This window comes from Paraburkholderia sp. OAS925 (assembly GCF_040543975.1).
Classification (GTDB): domain Bacteria; phylum Pseudomonadota; class Gammaproteobacteria; order Burkholderiales; family Burkholderiaceae; genus Paraburkholderia; species Paraburkholderia graminis.
In genome coordinates this window covers 3981693-4000221 of sequence record NZ_JBEUNO010000001.1, presented here as the reverse complement: position 1 = coordinate 4000221, position 18529 = coordinate 3981693, and the positions used below count along the sequence as shown (strand labels likewise).

General features: G+C 64.7%; 17 protein-coding genes. 13 read left to right on the top strand and 4 right to left on the bottom strand.

The window, feature by feature from the left end; genetic code table 11:
- Positions 1–30 precede the first annotated feature (30 nt).
- The 12 genes from mtgA to pyrF all read left to right on the top strand — a co-directional run bounded on the left by mtgA (position 31) and on the right by pyrF (position 12973).
- Positions 31–753 carry a monofunctional biosynthetic peptidoglycan transglycosylase gene (gene mtgA, locus ABIE53_RS17555; protein WP_006051868.1) on the top strand — a complete coding sequence of 241 codons (723 nt, stop codon included), beginning with the start codon at positions 31–33 and terminating at the stop codon, positions 751–753.
- 646 nt (positions 754–1399) lie between these two features.
- Positions 1400–2407: an IclR family transcriptional regulator gene (locus ABIE53_RS17550; RefSeq protein ID WP_006051869.1), complete on the top strand. Its 1008-nt coding sequence runs from the start codon at positions 1400–1402 to the stop codon at positions 2405–2407.
- Complete coding sequence (locus ABIE53_RS17545; RefSeq protein ID WP_192698736.1) at positions 2404–3588, top strand: 2-dehydro-3-deoxygalactonokinase; 1185 nt, start codon at positions 2404–2406, stop codon at positions 3586–3588. The genes ABIE53_RS17550 and ABIE53_RS17545 overlap by 4 nt, the downstream gene beginning before the upstream one ends.
- 36 nt (positions 3589–3624) lie before the next feature.
- The gene (locus ABIE53_RS17540; RefSeq protein WP_006051871.1) at positions 3625–4305 is read left to right on the top strand and encodes a 2-dehydro-3-deoxy-6-phosphogalactonate aldolase; all 681 of its coding nucleotides are present in this window, start codon (positions 3625–3627) and stop codon (positions 4303–4305) included.
- On the top strand, positions 4302–5078 hold the full coding sequence (locus tag ABIE53_RS17535) for an SDR family oxidoreductase (protein ID WP_006051872.1): 777 nt from the start codon (positions 4302–4304) through the stop codon (positions 5076–5078). Before ABIE53_RS17540 ends, ABIE53_RS17535 begins: the two co-directional genes overlap by 4 nt.
- 165 nt (positions 5079–5243) lie before the next feature.
- Complete coding sequence (locus ABIE53_RS17530; RefSeq protein ID WP_006051873.1) at positions 5244–6242, top strand: arabinose ABC transporter substrate-binding protein; 999 nt, start codon at positions 5244–5246, stop codon at positions 6240–6242.
- 170 nt (positions 6243–6412) lie between these two features.
- Entirely contained in the window at positions 6413–7945 is a 1533-nt protein-coding gene (araG, locus tag ABIE53_RS17525; RefSeq protein WP_006051874.1) for an L-arabinose ABC transporter ATP-binding protein AraG, read from the top strand.
- Between the two features lie 52 nt (positions 7946–7997).
- The gene (gene araH / locus ABIE53_RS17520; protein WP_006051875.1) at positions 7998–9014 is read left to right on the top strand and encodes an L-arabinose ABC transporter permease AraH; all 1017 of its coding nucleotides are present in this window, start codon (positions 7998–8000) and stop codon (positions 9012–9014) included.
- Positions 9015–9041: 27 nt separating this feature from the next.
- Positions 9042–9842 (top strand): SDR family NAD(P)-dependent oxidoreductase, encoded by an 801-nt coding sequence (locus tag ABIE53_RS17515; protein WP_006051876.1) that lies wholly within the window; start codon positions 9042–9044, stop codon positions 9840–9842.
- On the top strand, positions 9839–10759 hold the full coding sequence (locus ABIE53_RS17510; protein ID WP_006051877.1) for an SMP-30/gluconolactonase/LRE family protein: 921 nt from the start codon (positions 9839–9841) through the stop codon (positions 10757–10759). Before ABIE53_RS17515 ends, ABIE53_RS17510 begins: the two co-directional genes overlap by 4 nt.
- Before the next feature lie 234 nt (positions 10760–10993).
- A complete protein-coding gene (locus tag ABIE53_RS17505) occupies positions 10994–12073 on the top strand; it encodes an aldose 1-epimerase (RefSeq protein ID WP_006051878.1) in 1080 nt (359 codons plus the stop codon).
- An 84-nt stretch (positions 12074–12157) separates the two neighbouring features.
- Positions 12158–12973, top strand: coding sequence for an orotidine-5'-phosphate decarboxylase (gene pyrF, locus ABIE53_RS17500; protein WP_006051879.1), 816 nt, complete (start codon positions 12158–12160; stop codon positions 12971–12973).
- Between the two features lie 166 nt (positions 12974–13139).
- On the opposite strand, the gene ABIE53_RS17495 is transcribed toward pyrF, so the two are convergent.
- From ABIE53_RS17495 to thiL, 4 genes are read right to left on the bottom strand one after another with little or no spacing between them, the layout of a single operon-like run.
- Entirely contained in the window at positions 13140–13670 is a 531-nt protein-coding gene (locus tag ABIE53_RS17495; RefSeq protein ID WP_006051880.1) for a cupin domain-containing protein, read from the bottom strand.
- 28 nt (positions 13671–13698) lie between these two features.
- Positions 13699–14199, bottom strand: coding sequence for a CinA family protein (locus ABIE53_RS17490; RefSeq protein WP_006051881.1), 501 nt, complete (start codon positions 14197–14199; stop codon positions 13699–13701).
- A 28-nt stretch (positions 14200–14227) separates the two neighbouring features.
- Positions 14228–14785, bottom strand: a complete 558-nt coding sequence (locus ABIE53_RS17485; RefSeq protein WP_006051882.1) for a phosphatidylglycerophosphatase A family protein — start codon at positions 14783–14785, stop codon at positions 14228–14230.
- Positions 14775–15773, bottom strand: a complete 999-nt coding sequence (thiL, locus tag ABIE53_RS17480) for a thiamine-phosphate kinase (RefSeq protein ID WP_006051883.1) — start codon at positions 15771–15773, stop codon at positions 14775–14777. Before thiL ends, ABIE53_RS17485 begins: the two co-directional genes overlap by 11 nt.
- A 96-nt stretch (positions 15774–15869) precedes the next feature.
- Here thiL and ABIE53_RS17475 point away from each other — a divergent pair, with 96 nt between their 5' ends.
- Positions 15870–18209 carry an NADP-dependent malic enzyme gene (locus ABIE53_RS17475; RefSeq protein ID WP_192698737.1) on the top strand — a complete coding sequence of 780 codons (2340 nt, stop codon included), beginning with the start codon at positions 15870–15872 and terminating at the stop codon, positions 18207–18209.
- The last annotated feature ends 320 nt before the right edge of the window (positions 18210–18529 follow it).

Here is an 18529-nt window from a genome sequence, read left to right as displayed (position 1 = left end):
ACCTGCATTCACACGAGGCCCCTCACTACGATGACAGCAACGCGGCGCGCGAGCCGGGCGAGTCCGGCGCGATGGATCGTTTATCTTGTCGCCGTGCTGGTGTTCGCGTGGCTCGCGACGCAGCTGTTTTACTTCGCGCAGATCGCGGTGTGGAACTATGTGAATCCGCGCTCGACGGCTTATATGCGCTCGGATGCGTGGCGCTTGTCGCGAGAGAGGCCCGATCTTTCGATGCAGCATACGTGGGTGCCGTATGAGCAGATTTCGCGCAATCTGAAGCGGGCGATCATTGCCTCCGAAGACGCGAACTTCGTCACCAACAACGGCTACGAAACGGACGCGATTTTGCAGGCGTGGGAGCGCAACAAGTCGAAGGGCAAGATTGTGCGCGGCGGCTCTACGATCACGCAGCAATTGGCGCGCAACCTGTTTTTATCGCGTGAGAAGAGTTATATCCGCAAGGGGCAGGAGTTGATTGTCACGTGGATGCTGGAGACCTTGATGGACAAGGAGCGCATCTTCGAGATCTATCTGAATTCCGTCGAGTGGGGCAATGGTGTGTATGGCGCCGAGGCGGCGGCGCGTTATTACTATAAGACGTCGGCGAGTGCACTGAGTGCCGCGCAGTCGGCGCGGTTGGCGGTTATGCTGCCGCAGCCCAGGTATTTTGATGAGCATCGGGGGTCCAGGTATCTTTCGCAGAGGTCGCGGGTGATTGGGCGGAGGATGGGGGCGGCTGAGTTGCCCGAATAGTTATGCCTGTGGCGCTCTTGTTTACCCTTTGGCCTTTCGTTGAATTCGTTGTGGTCTATTTGTGTTGTCCCTGGCTTGCTTTGGCCTTTCCTTGATTTCATGGTGGTCTATTGGCGTTGCCCCTGTGCGGGGCGGCACTCACTTTCTTTGCCGCCGCAAAGAAAGTGAGTGCCGCCCCGCACAGGGGCAACGCAAATAGACCACCGCGAAATCAAGGAAAGGCCAAAGCGAGCGAGTGGGACCCACTTATAAGCCACCGGTGTGAGCCCGCTTTCTTTGCTTACTTTCTTTGCGGCGGCAAAGAAAGTGAGTGCCGCCCCGCACAGGGGCAACGCGAATAGACCACCGCGAATTCAAGGAAAGGCCAAGACACGAACCCAACCCAACAACCAAACCAAGCCCACGGCAACCCAAATCCCATTATCTGACCACTCCAATCACATATTGGAGCTTTCTCAAAAACACCCCTACAATCCAGACCAACAAGCAGACACGTCTGCGCCAGCAAAAAAAAACCGGAGACAAAGCCCAACCATGCCTAGCCAAACCACCTGGCAGCACCGCCGCGCCCGCAGCGTCGCGCGCACTCAAGGCCCGCTCTCCGGCCCCGCGCTGTAAGCGCAGAAACCACGAAAAGCGAATCGCCATGAACAAAGCGATGCCGAATCACGCCGAGAGCGCTGCCGAAGCCGAACTGACGCCGCGCGCCGACCACGCGTCGAGCCCCGCGCCGCGCGCCTCGGCGACCGCCGCGAAAGCGCCACGCCCCCCGGCCACCGCCGCCAAAGCCCCCCGCGCCGCCGCGCAACCCACCATCGTCAACGAAATTGCGTTGCCGAGCACGCTGCTCGACATCACGCCGCAACAGGCCGGCACGCAGACGCTCCTGCGCGGTCTCGCGATTCTCGAGGCGGCCGCCGCCGGCGTGCGCGATCTGCGCACCTTCGGCGCGGCGCTCGGCACGACGCGCAGCACCACGCATCGGCTGGTGAGCAGCCTCGTGCAGGCGCGCTACCTGCGCCAGGTGCAAGGCGGTTATCTGCTCGGCCCCAAGCTGATCGAACTCGGCACCATCGCGCTCGAGCAGATGCCGCTCACCGCGGTCGCTCGTCCGCATCTGGAATCGCTCGCGGAACAGACGCTCGACACGATTCACCTCGGCGTGCGCGACGGCGACGACGTGCTGTACATCGACAAAATCCCCGGCACGCGCGGCCTCGAAATGCGCTCGCGCGTCGGTCACCGGATGCCGCTCGCGTCGACGGGCATCGGCAAGGCCATGATGCTCGACCTCAAGCCCGAGCTCTGGCAGTCGCTGTTCGACGCGTCGCGCCGCGCGCTCGCCAGCGTCACGTTCAAGCCCGATAACCGTCCGGACGCGCAGACCTTCATGCAGCGCATGACGAACTACGCGGCCGGCGGCTACACGTTCGACCTCGAGGAAAACGAAGCGTCGATTCGCTGCGTCGCGGCTCCCGTGCGCGACGCGTCGGGCGCGATCGTCGCGGCGCTGTCGGTGGCGAGCACGATTCCCTATATGTCGCTCGAACGCATGGACGAACTGATTCCGGTCGTGCAGCGCGAAGCGCGCGCGATCTCCGAAGAACTCGGCTGGCGCGCCCCGCAACCCACCACCCGCAGGATCAAGCGATGAAACAGGCGGGTTCTCCCACACCGTCGGACGCGCAACTCGCAGCCGGCGCCGGAGCCGATGCACGAGCCGACGCCGGAGCCGACGCACGAGTCGAAGCCGGAGCCGACACACAAGCCGGCACACAAGCCGCCAGTCACGCAGCACTGATCGCGCTCGACTGGGGCACGACGTCGCTGCGCGCGTATCTCTACGACGCGGCCGGCAACGTGCTCGCGACGCGCGCATCGACGGCCGGCATCATGAACCTGCCGCGCAGCGCGGAACACGGCGGCTTCGACGCGGCTTTCGAGGACGCCTGCGGCGCCTGGCTCGGCGCCGCGCCCGCCACGCCGGTCATCGCGGCGGGCATGGTCGGCAGCGCGCAAGGCTGGCTCGAAGCGCCTTATGTCGATGCACCCGCGAACGCGGACGCGCTCGCCGCCGGCATCGTGCGCGTCGAGGCGGCCTGCGGCGCGACGCTGAACATCGTGCCCGGCGTGCTGCAACGCGGCGAGCTGCCCAACGTGATGCGCGGCGAGGAAACGCAAATATTCGGCGCGCTAGGCCAGGATCTGGATAACGCCGATAGCGCCGATAGCGCCGATAGCGCCGATAGCGCCGATAGCACCGATAGCACCGATAGCACCGACACCAGCAAGCGCGCGCTCATCGGCTTGCCCGGCACGCACGCGAAGTGGGCAGTCGTGCAGGCGGGCCGCATCGAACGTTTTCATACGTTCATGACCGGCGAAGTATTCGGCGCGCTGCGCGAACACACCATTCTCGGCCGCACGATGGTCACGCCCGATCGTCCGGATACCGAAGCGTTTTTGCGCGGCGTGAAAATCGCGCGGGACAAGGGCCAGGCGGGCATGCTCGCCACGGTCTTCAGTTCGCGCACGCTCGGGCTCACCGGGCAACTTTCGCGCGAGCAGCAGCCGGACTATCTGTCCGGCTTGCTGATCGGGCATGAACTGGCCGGCCTCGAAGCCGTGCTCGCGCAGCAGCAGAGTTCGCTCGCAGGCCAAAGCCTGCGCCTCATCGGTAACGAAGCGCTGTGCGAACGCTATCGCGTCGCGCTCGCGCAGTTCGGCTGCACGCAGGCCGAGCTCGTCAGGCAGGCGACAGAGCGCGGCTTGTGGCGCGTCGCCTCGCAGGCGGGGCTCGTCAAGCCGGCCGCCCACGCGGCGCGGGCCGGTTAAGCGGCCACGCCGTCATCCACGAAACAGGGAAACGACATGCAACCTCACATCAATCTGCCCGCTCCGTACATGCCGCACGCGGGTCTGATCGCGGCGTTCGAGGCATGTCCGCTGATCGCGATCATGCGCGGCGTGACGCCCGCCGATGCGGCCGAGCAGGGTCAGGCGCTGTACGAAGCGGGCTTTCGCATCGTCGAAGTGCCGTTGAATTCGCCGCAGCCGTTCGACAGCATCGCCGCGATCCGCAAGGCGCTGCCCGCCGATGCGATCGTCGGTGCGGGCACGGTGCTGCATCCGAGCTTCGTCAAGGACGTGAAGTCGGCCGGCGGCGAACTGATCGTCATGCCGCATAGCGATTCGGAAGTGATCAGCGCCGCGAAAGCGCAAGGCATGGCTTGCTCGCCGGGCGTCGCGACGCCGACCGAGGCGTTCATCGCGCTCAAGCACGGCGCCGACGTGCTGAAGATGTTCCCCGCCGAGCAGCTCGGCTGCCAGGTCGTGAAAGCATGGCGCGCGGTGATCGCGGCGCAGGTGCCGCTGGTGCCCGTCGGCGGCATCACGCCGGACAACATGGGGCCGTTTCTCAGCGCGGGCGCGAATGGCTTCGGGCTCGGTTCGGCGCTGTACAAGCCGGGTCAGAGCGCGGCCGTGACGGCGTCGCACGCGAAGGCGTTCATCAACGGTTTGCGCGTGGCGCGCGCAGGTGCGAAGAAATGACACGGCTCGCCGGCAAAGTCGCTTTGGTGACGGGCGCAGGCCGCGGCATCGGCGCGGCGATCGCGCTTGCGTTTGCACGCGAGGGCGCGGCGGTCGCGCTCGCCGAACTCGACATCGACACGGCGCGGCAAACGGCTTTGCAGATCGCATCTGAAACGGGCGCGCGCGTGTTGGCCGTGCATACCGACGTGACGCAGTCGGCTTCGGTTCAGCACGCCGTGAGCGAGGCGGAACGCGCGCTCGGACCCGTCGACGTGCTGGTGAACAACGCGGGCATCAACGTATTTTGTGACCCGCTCACCATGACCGACGACGACTGGCGCCGCTGCTTCGCGGTCGATCTCGACGGTGTGTGGAACGGGTGCCGCGCGGTGCTGCCGGGCATGGTCGAGCGCGGCGCGGGCAGCATCGTGAATATCGCGTCGACGCATTCGTTCAAGATCATCGCGGGCTGCTTTCCGTATCCGGTCGCGAAGCATGGCGTGATTGGGCTCACGCGCGCGCTCGGCATCGAATACGCGCCGCGCAACGTGCGTGTGAACGCGATCGCGCCGGGCTACATCGAGACGCAACTGGCGCACGACTGGTGGAACGAACAGCCGGACCCGGCCGCCGCGCGACAGGCGACGATCGATTTGCAGCCGATGAAGCGCATCGGCCGTCCGGAAGAAGTGGCGATGACGGCGGTGTTCCTTGCGTCGGATGAAGCGCCGTTTATCAACGCCACCTGCATCACCGTGGACGGCGGGCGCTCGGTGCTGTATCACGACTGAGCCGTGAAAGAAGGGCGCAACAGAACAACGCAAAAGAACAACGCAGTAAAAAAGAAAAACGCAGCACCGTTTCACCGGACGACGCGCTGGCCGCGTGTGTCACAACCGGTACAAGAAGACGCGGCCGATACCTTCTCGTTATCAATTAGTCAGGAGACACACAACATGAAACGCAGAATATTCCTCACGCTGGCAGCAGCGGCGGCGGGTGTGCTTTTCAACGCAACCGCCGCTCAAGCCGCCGATCCGGTCAAGATCGGTTTTCTCGTGAAGCAGCCGGAAGAACCGTGGTTCCAGGACGAATGGAAGTTCGCCGAAATGGCCGCCAAGGAAAAGGGCTTCACGCTCGTGAAGATCGGCGCGCCGTCGGGCGAGAAAGTGATGAGCGCGATCGACAACCTGTCGGCGCAAAAGGCACAGGGCTTTGTGATCTGCACGCCTGACGTCAAGCTCGGACCGGGCATCGTCGCCAAAGCGAAGGCCGACGGCCTGAAGATGATGACCGTGGACGACCGTCTCGTCGACGGCGCGGGCAAGCCGATCGCGTCGGTGCCGCACATGGGCATCTCGGCGTACAACATCGGCAAGCAGGTCGGCGACGGCCTCGCAGCCGAAATCAAGAAGCGCGGCTGGGACATGAAGGATGTCGGTGCAATCGACGTCACTTACGAACAGCTGCCGACCGCGCATGACCGCACGAGCGGCGCCACCGACGCACTGCTCGCCGCCGGCTTCCCGAAGGCCAACGTGATCGCCGCGCCGCAAGCGAAGACCGACACGGAAAACGCGTTCAACGCCGCCAACATCGCGCTCACGAAGAACCCGCAGTTCAAGCACTGGGTGGCTTACGCGCTGAACGACGAAGGCGTGCTCGGCGCGGTGCGCGCAGCGGAAGGCCGCGGCTTCAAGGCGGACAACATGATCGGCATCGGCATCGGCGGTTCGGATTCGGCATTGAACGAGTTCAAGAAGCCGAACCCGACTGGCTTCTTCGGCACGGTCATCATCAGCCCGAAGCGTCACGGCGAGGAAACCTCCGCGCTGATGTACGACTGGATCACGCAAGGCAAGGCACCGCCGCCGCTCACGCTGACGACCGGCATGCTGGCGACGCGTGAGAACGTCGGCGAAGTGCGCGAGAAGATGGGTCTGGCTTCGAAGTAAGCCGCTTTGAACGCAGTTCGATGAAGTGAATCGCCGGCGCGTCGGTTGAAATACGACGCGCCGGCAATAGCCATAGAACACCAGTAGTCCAGACATGCCGCGCCTTTGCAAAGACTGGAAGGCCGGCAACGCAGGGCAAGGCTGTTCGAATGAAACAGCGAGGAGGCGAAGTGTCAGCGACGCTACGTTTTGACAATATCGGCAAGGTTTTTCCAGGCGTGCGCGCGCTCGACGGTGTGTCCTTCGACGTCAACGTCGGCCAGGTGCACGGCCTGATGGGCGAGAACGGCGCAGGGAAATCGACCCTGCTCAAGATACTCGGCGGTGAATATCAGCCCGACTCGGGCCGCGTGATGATCGACGGCAAGGAAGTGCGCTTTACGAGCGCGGCTTCGTCGATCGCGGCCGGCATAGCGGTGATTCACCAGGAACTGCAATACGTGCCCGACCTCACGGTCGCGGAAAATCTGCTGCTTGGCCAGTTGCCGAATTCGTTCGGCTGGGTCAAGAAGCGCGATGCGAAGCGTTTCGTGCGCGAACGTCTCGAGGCAATGGGCGTCGCGCTCGATCCGGACGCGAAGCTGCGCAAGCTCTCCATCGCGCAACGGCAGATGGTGGAAATCTGCAAGGCGCTGCTGCGCAACGCGCGCGTGATCGCACTCGACGAACCGACGAGTTCGCTCTCGCATCGCGAGACGGAAGTGCTGTTCAAGCTGGTGCGCGATCTGCGCGCCGACAACCGCGCAATGATCTACATCTCGCATCGCATGGACGAGATTTACGAGCTGTGCGACGCATGCACGATCTTCCGCGACGGGCGCAAGGTGGCTTCGCATCCGACGCTCGAAGGCGTGTCGCGCGACACCATCGTCAGCGAAATGGTCGGGCGTGAAATTTCGGACATCTACAACTATTCGCCGCGGCCGCTCGGCGAAGTGCGCTTCGCGGCGAAGGCCATTGAAGGTCACGCGCTTTCGCAGCCGACCAGCTTCGAAGTGCGGCGCGGCGAGATTGTCGGCTTCTTCGGACTAGTGGGCGCGGGCCGCAGCGAACTGATGCATCTCGTGTACGGCACCGAGCACAAGAAGGGCGGCGAACTGCTGCTCGACGGCAAGCCGATTCGCGTAAAGAGCGCGGGCGAAGCGATCCGTCACGGCATCGTGCTGTGTCCGGAAGACCGCAAGGAAGAAGGCATTGTCGCGATGGCGACCGTGTCGGAGAACATCAACATCAGTTGCAGGCGGCATTACTTGCGCGCGGGCATGTTCCTCGACCGCAAGAAAGAGGCCGAAACCGCGGACCGTTTCATCAAGCTGCTGAAGATCAAGACGCCGAGCCGTCGACAGAAAATCCGCTTCCTGTCGGGCGGCAATCAGCAGAAGGCGATCCTGTCGCGCTGGTTGGCCGAGCCCGATCTGAAGGTGGTGATTCTCGATGAACCGACGCGCGGCATCGACGTCGGCGCGAAGCACGAGATCTATAACGTGATCTATCAGCTCGCCGAACGCGGCTGCGCGATTGTGATGATCTCGTCGGAATTGCCTGAAGTGCTGGGTGTATCGGACCGCATCGTCGTGATGCGCCAGGGCCGCATTTCCGGCGAGCTCGCGCGCAACGACGCAACGGAACAAGCGGTGTTGAGCCTCGCGTTGCCGCAAAGCTCGACCGCACTGCCAGCAAGCGCCGCTCAACAGGCGGCCTGAACATCATTTGGACGCAAGTCCGCAACCCGTGAGGAACGGGAGGAGTCTTCAAATGCAAGCTAGAGAAAACCTCGCGCAACAGGCCGCCAAGAGCGCCGCCGAAGCGCTGATTCCGCAGACGAGCGACAAGGCGAAGTGGTGGCAGCAGATCACCGAGTACAGCCTGATCCTGATCTTCGTCGTGATGTTCGTGACGATGTCGCTGACCGTCGATCACTTCTTCTCGATCGAGAACATGCTCGGCCTCGCGCTGTCCATTTCGCAGATCGGCATGGTCGCGTGCACGATGATGTTCTGCCTCGCGTCGCGTGACTTCGACCTGTCGATCGGTTCGACGGTCGCGTTCGCCGGCGTGTTGTGCGCGATGGTATTGAACGCCACCGACAACACGTTTATCGCGATCGTCGCGGCAGTCGCGGCGGGTGCGGTGATCGGTTTCGTCAACGGCGCGGTGATCGCTTATCTGCGCATCAATGCGCTGATTACCACGCTCGCGACGATGGAAATCGTGCGCGGCCTCGGCTTCATCGTGTCGCATGGTCAGGCGGTCGGTGTGTCGTCGGATACGTTCATCGCGCTCGGCGGTCTCAGCTTTTTCGGCGTCTCGCTGCCGATCTGGGTCACGCTGCTGTGCTTCATCGTGTTCGGCGTGATGCTCAATCAGACCGTGTATGGACGTAACACGCTTGCCATCGGCGGCAATCCGGAAGCGTCGCGTCTTGCGGGTATCAACGTCGAACGCACGCGCGTCTACATCTTCCTGATCCAGGGCGCGGTGACCGCGCTCGCCGGTGTGATTCTGGCTTCGCGGATCACCTCCGGTCAGCCGAACGCCGCGCAAGGCTTCGAGCTGAATGTGATCTCGGCGTGCGTGCTCGGCGGCGTGTCGCTGCTCGGCGGACGCGCGACGATTTCGGGCGTCGTGATCGGTGTGCTTATCATGGGCACGGTCGAGAACGTGATGAACCTGATGAACATCGACGCGTTCTATCAGTACCTCGTGCGCGGCGCGATCCTGCTCGCCGCCGTGCTGCTCGACCAGTTGAAGAACCGCGGATCGCGGGATTAATCCACTCGCTCTAAAAGGAATCGAACGATGTCGTCTCCGGCCAACGCAAACGAGCGCCTCGCGAACAACGTATTCGCGCGCTACCCGAGTCTTGTCGACCGCACGGTGCTGATCACGGGCGGCGCGACCGGCATCGGCGCATCGTTCGTCGAGCATTTCGCGGCGCAAGGCGCGCGCGTCGCGTTCTTCGATATCGACGCGACGGCGGGCGAAGCGCTCGCCGACGAACTCGGCGACTCGAAGCACAAGCCGCTGTTCCTGCCGTGCGATCTGACGGACATCGACGCGCTGCAAAAAGCCATCGCCGATGTCAAAGCCGCGCTCGGCCCGATCGAGGTGCTCCTGAACAACGCGGCGAACGACAAGCGCCACACGATCGGCGAAGTCACGCGCGAGTCTTTCGACGCGGGCATCGCGGTGAATATCCGTCATCAGTTCTTCGCGGCGCAGGCGGTGATGGAGGACATGAAGGCGGCGCAGAGCGGCTCGATCATCAACCTCGGTTCGATCAGCTGGATGCTGAAGAACGGCGGCTATCCGGTGTACGTGATGTCGAAATCCGCGGTGCAGGGTTTGACGCGCGGTCTTGCACGCGATCTCGGCCACTTCAACATTCGCGTGAATACGCTGGTGCCGGGCTGGGTGATGACGGAGAAGCAGAAGCGTCTGTGGCTCGACGACGCGGGACGCCGTTCGATCAAGGAAGGCCAGTGCATCGACGCGGAACTCGAGCCCGCCGACCTCGCGCGCATGGCGCTCTTCCTCGCCGCCGACGACAGTCGCATGATCACCGCGCAGGACATCGTCGTGGATGGAGGCTGGGCGTGACGGCGAGCGTGGACGTGCGTGCTCCTGCGCACGCGCCGCGCGCGGCGCTTCTCGTCGACAGCAAGTGCACGTTGGGCGAGGGCGCGACGTGGTGCGCGACAACCGGCCGCTTCTACTGGACCGATATCGAAGGCGCACGCCTGTGGCGCTACGATCCGCGCGACGGCCGCAGCATGTCGTGGACGATGCCTGAGCGCCTCGCCACCTTCGCGCTGTGCGCCGATCCTCATTACCTGCTGCTCGGCCTCGCGTCGCGGCTCGCGTTCTTCGATCTCGCGACCGGCGAGACGCGCCATATCGTCGATGCGGAGCCTGGTCGGAACACGCGGGTGAACGACGGCCGCTGCGATCGGCAGGGGCGTTTTGTGTTCGGCACGAAAGACGAAGGCTCGCCGTTGCGCGCGATCGGCGGGTTTTACCGGCTCGATCGTGATTTGACGCTGGAGCGCTTGCCGTTGCCCGCGCCCGCCATTTCGAACAGCATCGCGTTCAGTCCCGACGGCGCGACGATGTACTACTGCGATTCGCCGACGCGTGAGATTCGCGCCTGCGACTACCTGGCGGACGGCGGCATCGCCAACGACCGCGTGTTCGCGCGCCTCACCGATGCAACCGGCGAGCCGGACGGCTCGACCGTCGATCGCGACGGCGGCTTGTGGAACGCGCAATGGGGCGGCGCGCGCGTCGTGCGCTACGGCGCCGACGGCGTCGAGACGGAGCGCGTCGACGTGCCCACGGTGCAGCCGAGCTGCGTCGCGCTGGGCGGCGCGCAGTTGGGCACGCTGTACATTACGAGCGCGCGCGTCGGTCTCGACGCAGCCGCGCTCGCGGGCGACTCGCGCGCCGGCGGCGTGTTTATCGCGACGCCCGCGCGGCGTGGTTTGCCGGAGCCGGTTTTTGCAGGCGCGCCGGCGTAGGGAAGTGTGACGCCGCGTCGCTTGCGACGGGGCGGTGCAGCGGTGCAGAACCTAGACAGCAGCGGCGAGTCCGATGCAAGGTGTCGATGCCGATGTCGCGACATCGCGCATGAACGCCGGCAACGAAGCCGCGCAGCAACCAGAGTTCGGACCAGAGGCGACCGGTTCAAGAAAATCGCCCGACAGCATCCGTCAGCCATGACGGCAACGTGCAAGCCTCTCGAAGGAGCAGATATGACTGTTGCGAACCCTGTTTCCGCCTTTTCCCAGAACGCTCAGAACTCACCCGGCGCGCAGAGCCGGCGCTCGCGGCTCGCGGCCGCGGCCAATCCGGTGCTGGCGGGGCCGAGCACATCGGCAGTGGCAGTCGGTGAGACTTCGGCCGGCGATGTCGCGTGCGTCACGCTCGCCAATGCGCAGTTGCGGCTCGACGTCGCGCCGACGCTCGGCGGCGGCATCACGCGCTTCGACTGGCGCGACGACGGCGCGCTCACGCCGATCTTCCGGCGCTGCCGCCACGTCGCCGCCGACACGCAGCCGAACGAACTCGCCTGTTATCCGCTGCTGCCGTACTCGAACCGTATCGGCGGCGGACATTTCAATGTCGCGGGACGGCGCGTCGACGTGGCGCGCAATTGCGCCGACGAGCCTTTCCCGATTCATGGCGACGGCTGGCAGTCCGCGTGGCAAGTCGCCGATTCGGACCGCGAGTACGTGCGGCTCACGCTCGATCGGCGGGACGGCAAGCCGTACGCGTTTCGTGCGGCGCAGACGTATAAGCTCGACGGGCCGTCGCTCGTCATCACGCTCGAAATCGAAAACGCGGGCCGCGAGGCTTTGCCGTTCGGCCTCGGCGTGCATCCGTTTTTCGTGCGCGATGCGGACACCGAGTTGTCGGCGGCGGCGGGCGGTCTGTGGCTCGCCGGCGACGACTGGCTGCCGGTTCGTCACGTACAGGCGCCGCCGGCGTGGCAGTTCGGCGTGGCGTATCCGTTGCCGGAGACCATCGTCAATCATGCGTTCACGGGCTGGAGCGGGCAGGCGGCTGTGGTCTGGCCGAAGCGCCGGCTGTCGCTGAACATTGCCGCCGACACCGATTACTACGTGCTGTACACGCCGCCAGGCGAGGACTTTTTCTGCTTCGAGCCGGTCGATCATCCGATCAACGCGATGAATCTGGCGGGCGGCGCGTGCGAAAACGGCATGACGCTGCTGGGACGCGGCGAGCGGCTCACGAGGAGCTTCCGGTTTACCGTCGAGCGCACCGGTTTGCGTTCGATGCCGGGCGCGCGCGGAACGCGGCGCCGGCAGTAGGGGCGGGCAACCACCGCCGACCCGCCGCGCCGGGCAGGTAAAATACGCGCCTTCCCCGATTACCGGCTCGCCGCGAGACTCACCATGTCCAACTTCATCCAGACACTCAACGACGCCTGGCAGCGCACCAACTCGCTGCTGTGCGTCGGCCTCGATCCCGAGCCGAGCAAATTTCCCGGCGCGCTAGCCGGCCGGCCCGACGCGATCTTCGACTTCTGCCGCGAGATCGTCGACGCGACCGCGCCTTACGCGTCGTCGTTCAAGCCGCAAATCGCCTACTTCGCGGCGCATCGCGCGGAAGACCAGCTTGAGCAGCTGATCGCGCATATTCACGCGCATCATCCGGGCTTGCCGGTGATTCTGGACGCGAAGCGCGGCGACATCGGCAGCACCGCCGAGCAGTACGCGCGCGAAGCGTTCGAGCGCTACCAGGCGGATGCGGTCACGGTCAATCCGTACATGGGTTTCGATTCGATCGAGCCGTACTTGGAGCACGAAGGCAAGGGCGTGATCGTGCTGTGCCGCACGTCGAATGCAGGCGGTTCGGACCTGCAATTTCTGGAGACGGGCGGGCGTCCGCTCTATCAGGTCGTCGCGCAACTGGCGGCGGAGAAGTGGAACGCGAGCGGCCAGCTCGGGCTCGTCGTCGGCGCGACTTTTCCGAAGGAAATCGAAGTGGTGCGCGGGATTGTCGGCGATATGCCGCTCCTGATTCCGGGCATCGGCGCGCAGGGCGGCGACGTTCAGGCGACCGTCGGCGCGGGCCGCACCGCGAACGGCACGGGCATGCTGATCAACTCGTCGCGCGCGATCATCTATGCGGGCAAGGGCGAGGACTTTGCGCAGGCGGCGGCGAAGGCGGCGATGGAAACGCGGGAGCGGATTAACGCGTTTCGGTGAGGGGTGGTTTGGCGGTTTGGCGGGTGTTTCGGTGGTCGGCTGGTTGGTCGCCTGATTTATCGCTTGCGCTTGCCGCGTGGGTTTGTCGCTTCCCTAACGGCCCGACGCTAGCCGCTATGGGCGATCGCAATTCACGCCAGCCGCGCCACACAGTAGCCGTTGCGCTTCACGCGCCGGCCGTTGGCCCCAACCGCTCAATAAACGCCGCATGTTGCGGATAGCGCGATTTCAACGCATCGACATCCGCAAGCTCGAACTCGCTGAACTCGAAACCGGGCGCGACGGTGCAACCAACCAGCGCGAAGCTCGCCGGGTCCGCGCATTCGGCGGCGAACCACAAACCGGCCGGCACCACGGCCTGAAACACCGCGTCGCGGTGAATCAGCGCATTACCGAGCTTGTGCGTGACCAGCTTGCCGGCTGCGTCGAGTACGTGAACGTTCAGCGGCTCGCCGGCGTAGAAATGCCAGACTTCATCGGATTTGATCCGATGCCAGGCCGAATGCGCGCCGTCGCACAGCAGGTAGTAGATGGCCGTCGATGCCGAGCGCGTCTCCGTCGTTCCGTCCGCCGCGCCGTCGTTCCGGCTCACGCGCTCCGCCGACCGATAGGTCTCGCTGAAAAATCCGCCTTCCGGATGCGGCTTCAGATCGAAGCGGCGGATCAATTCGTCTCGGGCTGCATCGGAATCCGGCATTCGTTTCGTCTCCACGCAACTGCAACGGTCAATGTTCGCGCTCGTCGAGCAGCGCGAGGACGCCGCGCAGCGCGTGCGCCGCGGCCTGCACGCGAATCTGCTCGCGGTCGCCCTTGAAAACCTTCGTCTCAACCGATGTATGCAGCCGGTTGCTCCAGCCAAACGACACCATGCCGACCGGCTTGGTCTCGGTGCCGCCGCCCGGACCGGCGACGCCAGTGATCGACAGCGATACCTGCGCGCGGCTGTTGCGCAGCGCGCCTTCGGCCATCGCGCGCGCCACCTGCTCGCTGACCGCGCCGAATTTCTCGATCATGTCGGCGGGCACGCCGATCATTTCGCTTTTCGCCTGATTCGAGTACGTGACGAAGCCGCGCTCGAACCAGCCGCTGCTGCCGGAAATGTCGGTGATCGCGGTCGCGACCATGCCGCCCGTGCACGACTCGGCGGTGACGAGCATCAGGCGCTCGTCGCGCAGGCGGTTGCTCACGCGGATCGCGAGCTGGTGAACGACGGAATCGGTAGGCATGGCGTCAATCCGGAACGGGGCGCAACGGTTAAACGGACATGCGCCAAAGCGCAATCACGAGCAGCGTGAAAAACGCGGCGACGAGGTCGTCGAACATGATGCCAAAACCGCCTTTCAGCCGGCGATCAAAGTAGCCGATAGGCGGCGGTTTCACCATGTCGAAGAAGCGGAACAGCACGAACGCCCAGAACTGCCCGGTCAGCGTGACGGGCGTAACCATCAGCAGAACCAGCCAGAACGCGACGATTTCGTCCCATACGACCGGCGACGGGTCGTCGGTGCCGAGCCTCTTCGCGGTAAAACCGCAAATCGCAATGCCGCCGACAAAGCCGACGCCGATCAGCACACCCCATTCGATTACCGTCAGATAGCGGCTGAAGACGGCAAAAGACGCCCACGCGAACAGCGTGCCGATCGTCCCAGGCGCGAACGGCGACAAGCCGCTGCCGAAACCGAGCGACAGAATATGCAGCGGATGCGACAACATGAAGCGCGCGGTCGCGCGGCGCGGCTGCGGGCGTTGCGGCTTGGGAGGCTGGCCGCCGACGAACTCGTCGGCGGGCCGAAGCGGAGGATCAGTCTGCATGAAAGTGGTCGAAGCCTTGCAACGTCAGGGTGAGCGGCGCGCCGGCGGCGTCGCGCCAGTCGATCGCGGGGCGATCCGCCGCCGATTGAAGAGCGCTTATTGTACCGATGCGGGTGACCGGCACGCCCGCCTTATGCCCGGCGTTTTCCACCGCGACGCGCGCGGCGGGCGGCGCGGTGAAGCAGAGTTCGTAGTCGTCGCCGCCTGCGAGCGTGCAGCGCCGCTGCGTATCCAGCGGTAGCTTGCGCAGCGCGGCCGAACGCGGGACGGCGTCGGCGTCGACGGTGGCGCGCAGCTTCGAGCGATCCAGAATGTGCTTGAGGTCGCCCGCGAGTCCGTCCGATACGTCCAACGCGGCGCGCGCGACGCCGCGCAGTGCTAGACCCAGCGCGATGCGCGGCTCCGGGCGTTCGAGCGCGCGGCGGAAGCTTGCGGCGTCGGCCGCATCCGCCTGCCACTCGCCGCGCTGGATGCCGAGTCCGGCGCGCGCATCGCCGAGCGTGCCGGACACCCAGATGTCGTCGCCGGCTTGTGCGGCGTCGCGTCGCAGGGCCGCTTGCGGCGGCACGCTGCCGAACACGGTGATGCACAGGTTCAGCGGCCCGCCGGTCGTATCTCCGCCGATCAGCGCGCAACCGTGCCGTTCCGCGAGCGCGAACAGGCCCTCGCTGAACGCGGCGAGCCACGCCTCGTCGGCTTTCGGCAGCGAGAAGGCGAGCGTGAACGCCTGCGGTTGGGCACCCATCGCGGCAAGGTCCGACAGATTCACGGCGAGGGCCTTGTGGCCGAGCGCCTCGGGATCGACATCGGCGAAGAAATGGCGGCCTTCCACCAGCATGTCCGTCGATATCGCCAGCATTTCGCCGGCGCGCGGCGCGAGCAGCGCGCAGTCGTCGCCGATGCCGAGCGAGCCGTCCGCGGCAACCGACGGCTGGCCCGCCGCGCGGCGGGCAAAGAAACGTTCGATCAGCGAAAACTCTGAGAGCATTGTGAGGAAAAGTGCAGGCACCACTGGCTTTCGCTACCTTTCGGTCGCGGCAGTTGTACCCGTATTGAAGGAATTGGGCCGGCAATTGGGGCTACAATGCCGTCGAACATCTATTCTAATCCGCACTTCGAAGCCCGCCTTATGTCGACTCCCGTCAATAGCAAACTCCGCGAAGCCGCCCTCGATTACCACGAGTTCCCGACTCCAGGGAAGCTCGCGATCTCCCCGACCAAGCAGATGATCAACCAGCGCGATCTCGCGCTGGCGTACTCGCCGGGCGTCGCGTTCGCGTGCGAGGAAATCGTCGAAAACCCGATGAATGCGGCGCGTTTCACCGCGCGCAGCAACCTCGTCGGCGTCGTCACGAACGGCACGGCGGTGCTCGGCCTCGGCAATATCGGGCCGCTCGCGTCGAAGCCGGTCATGGAAGGCAAGGCCGTGCTGTTCAAGAAGTTCGCCGGCATCGACGTGTTCGATATCGAGCTGAACGAGTCCGATCCGCACAAGCTGGTGGACGTGATCGCGGCGCTCGAGCCGACTTTCGGCGGCATCAACCTGGAAGACATCAAGGCGCCGGACTGCTTCATCGTCGAGCGCGAATGCCGCAAGCGCATGAAGATTCCGGTTTTCCACGACGACCAGCACGGCACGGCGATCGTCGTCGCGGCGGCGATCACCAACGGTCTGAAGGTGGTCGGCAAGGACATCAAGGACGTCAAGCTCGTGGCCTCCGGCGCGGGCGCGGCGGCGCTGGCGTGTCTGGACCTGCTGGTGGACATCGGCCTGCCGCTCGAGAACATTCTCGTGACCGACCTCGCGGGCGTGGTATACAAGGGCCGGGTCGAACTGATGGACCCGGACAAGGAGCGCTTTGCGCGCGAAACCGAAGCCCGCACGCTCGCCGAGGCGATTGGCGGCGCGGACGTTTTCCTCGGGCTGTCGGCGGGCGGCGTGCTCAAGCAGGACATGGTCAAGCAGATGGCCGACAAGCCGCTGATTCTCGCGCTCGCCAATCCGACGCCGGAAATCCTGCCGGAACTGGCGCTGGAAGTGCGTCCGGACGCCGTGCTGTGCACGGGCCGCACCGACTATCCGAACCAGGTGAACAACGTGCTGGTGTTCCCGTTCCTGTTCCGCGGCGCGCTGGACGCGGGCGCGACGACGGTCACGCGGGAAATGGAAATCGCCGCGGTCAACGCGATTGCGGAATTGGCGCGCCAGGAGCAGAGCGACATCGTCGCGACGGCTTATGGCATTCAGGACCTGTCGTTCGGGCCGGAATATCTGATTCCGAAGCCGTTCGATCCGCGCCTGATCGTCAAGGTCGCGCCGGCGGTGGCGAAGGCCGCGATGGATTCCGGCGTCGCCGAGCGTCCGATCCAGGACATGGAAGCGTACGAACAGCACCTGCAGCAGTTCGTGTATCACAGCGGCACGACGATGAAGCCGATCTTCCAGCTCGCGCGCGGCGTCGAGCCGGAGAAGAAGCGCATCGTGTTCGCGGAAGGCGAGGAAGAGCGCGTGCTGCGGGCGATGCAGATCATCGTCGACGAAAAGCTGGCGAAGCCGATCCTGATTGGCCGTCCGGCCGTGATCGAGCAGCGCATTGCGCGCTATGGGCTGCGCCTCGTCGCGGGCCAGGATTACACGGTCGTGAACACCGATCACGACGAGCGCTACCGCGATTTCTGGCAGGAATACTACAAGATGATGTCGCGCAAGGGCATCACGCAGCAGATGGCGAAGCTCGAAATGCGCCGCCGCACCACGCTGATCGGCGCGATGCTGGTGAAAAAGGGCGAAGCCGACGGCATGATCTGCGGCATGGTGAGCACGACGCATCGCCATTTGCACTTCATCGACCAGGTGATCGGCAAGCGCGAAGGCTGTGCTGTCTACGCCGCGATGAACGCGCTGGTGCTGCCGAATCGCCAGATTTTCCTCGTCGATACGCACGTGAACGTGGATCCGACGCCGGAACAACTGGCCGAGATCACGATCATGGCCGCCGAGGAAGTGCGCCGTTTCGGTATCGAGCCGAAGGTCGCGCTGGTGTCGCACTCGAACTTCGGATCGAGCCACGCGCCGACCGCGCAGAAAATGCGCGACACGCTGACGATTCTGCGCGAACGCGCGCCGGATCTTCAGGTGGACGGCGAAATGCACGGCGACGTCGCGCTCGACGCCAATCTGCGCCGCGAAATTCTGCCGGACTCGACGCTCGAAGGCGATGCGAACCTGCTGGTGCTGCCGAACATCGACGCGGCCAACATCTCGTACAACCTGCTGAAGACGGCGGCCGGCAACAACATCGCGATTGGCCCGATGCTGCTCGGCGCGGACAAGCCGGTGCATGTGCTGACGGCGTCCGCAACGGTTCGGCGCATCGTCAACATGACGGCGCTGCTGGTCGCGGATGTGATCGCGGCGCGTTGATCGCACGGCGCTGGCTGGTTGCGTAGTAAGCACCGGCCGGCGCACGCAAATCTGCCGGCTACCTTGGCCGGCATCTCGCCCTGCAAAAAAAAAAGGCGTGTCCGCAATGGACACGCCTTAGGGCGAACAGGGGATAGCCGCCCCAAAACGGCAAACAACAGGCATCGTTACAAGAATCCCGCTTCCGAACTCCGGCGACGGAGGCCCGGCGGGCGGTTGTTTTTGCTTCGTTGGGCTAATACTAGCCCGAGTGAGCAAAATTTTCTGTCAAAAGTCGTCAAAGTGCGGCCAGCAGCGCGTCGCCGTCGATTTGAGCAATT

Coding starts and splice junctions, on each gene's coding strand:
- mtgA (WP_006051868.1), top strand. CDS start 31: ATGACAGCAACGCGGCGCGCGAGCCGGGCGAGTCCGGCGCGATGGATC.
- ABIE53_RS17550 (WP_006051869.1), top strand. CDS start 1,400: ATGAACAAAGCGATGCCGAATCACGCCGAGAGCGCTGCCGAAGCCGAA.
- ABIE53_RS17545 (WP_192698736.1), top strand. CDS start 2,404: ATGAAACAGGCGGGTTCTCCCACACCGTCGGACGCGCAACTCGCAGCC.
- ABIE53_RS17540 (WP_006051871.1), top strand. CDS start 3,625: ATGCAACCTCACATCAATCTGCCCGCTCCGTACATGCCGCACGCGGGT.
- ABIE53_RS17535 (WP_006051872.1), top strand. CDS start 4,302: ATGACACGGCTCGCCGGCAAAGTCGCTTTGGTGACGGGCGCAGGCCGC.
- ABIE53_RS17530 (WP_006051873.1), top strand. CDS start 5,244: ATGAAACGCAGAATATTCCTCACGCTGGCAGCAGCGGCGGCGGGTGTG.
- araH (WP_006051875.1), top strand. CDS start 7,998: ATGCAAGCTAGAGAAAACCTCGCGCAACAGGCCGCCAAGAGCGCCGCC.
- ABIE53_RS17515 (WP_006051876.1), top strand. CDS start 9,042: ATGTCGTCTCCGGCCAACGCAAACGAGCGCCTCGCGAACAACGTATTC.
- ABIE53_RS17505 (WP_006051878.1), top strand. CDS start 10,994: ATGACTGTTGCGAACCCTGTTTCCGCCTTTTCCCAGAACGCTCAGAAC.
- pyrF (WP_006051879.1), top strand. CDS start 12,158: ATGTCCAACTTCATCCAGACACTCAACGACGCCTGGCAGCGCACCAAC.
- ABIE53_RS17495 (WP_006051880.1), bottom strand. CDS start 13,670: ATGCCGGATTCCGATGCAGCCCGAGACGAATTGATCCGCCGCTTCGAT.
- ABIE53_RS17490 (WP_006051881.1), bottom strand. CDS start 14,199: ATGCCTACCGATTCCGTCGTTCACCAGCTCGCGATCCGCGTGAGCAAC.
- ABIE53_RS17485 (WP_006051882.1), bottom strand. CDS start 14,785: ATGCAGACTGATCCTCCGCTTCGGCCCGCCGACGAGTTCGTCGGCGGC.
- thiL (WP_006051883.1), bottom strand. CDS start 15,773: ATGCTCTCAGAGTTTTCGCTGATCGAACGTTTCTTTGCCCGCCGCGCG.
- ABIE53_RS17475 (WP_192698737.1), top strand. CDS start 15,870: ATGCCGTCGAACATCTATTCTAATCCGCACTTCGAAGCCCGCCTTATG.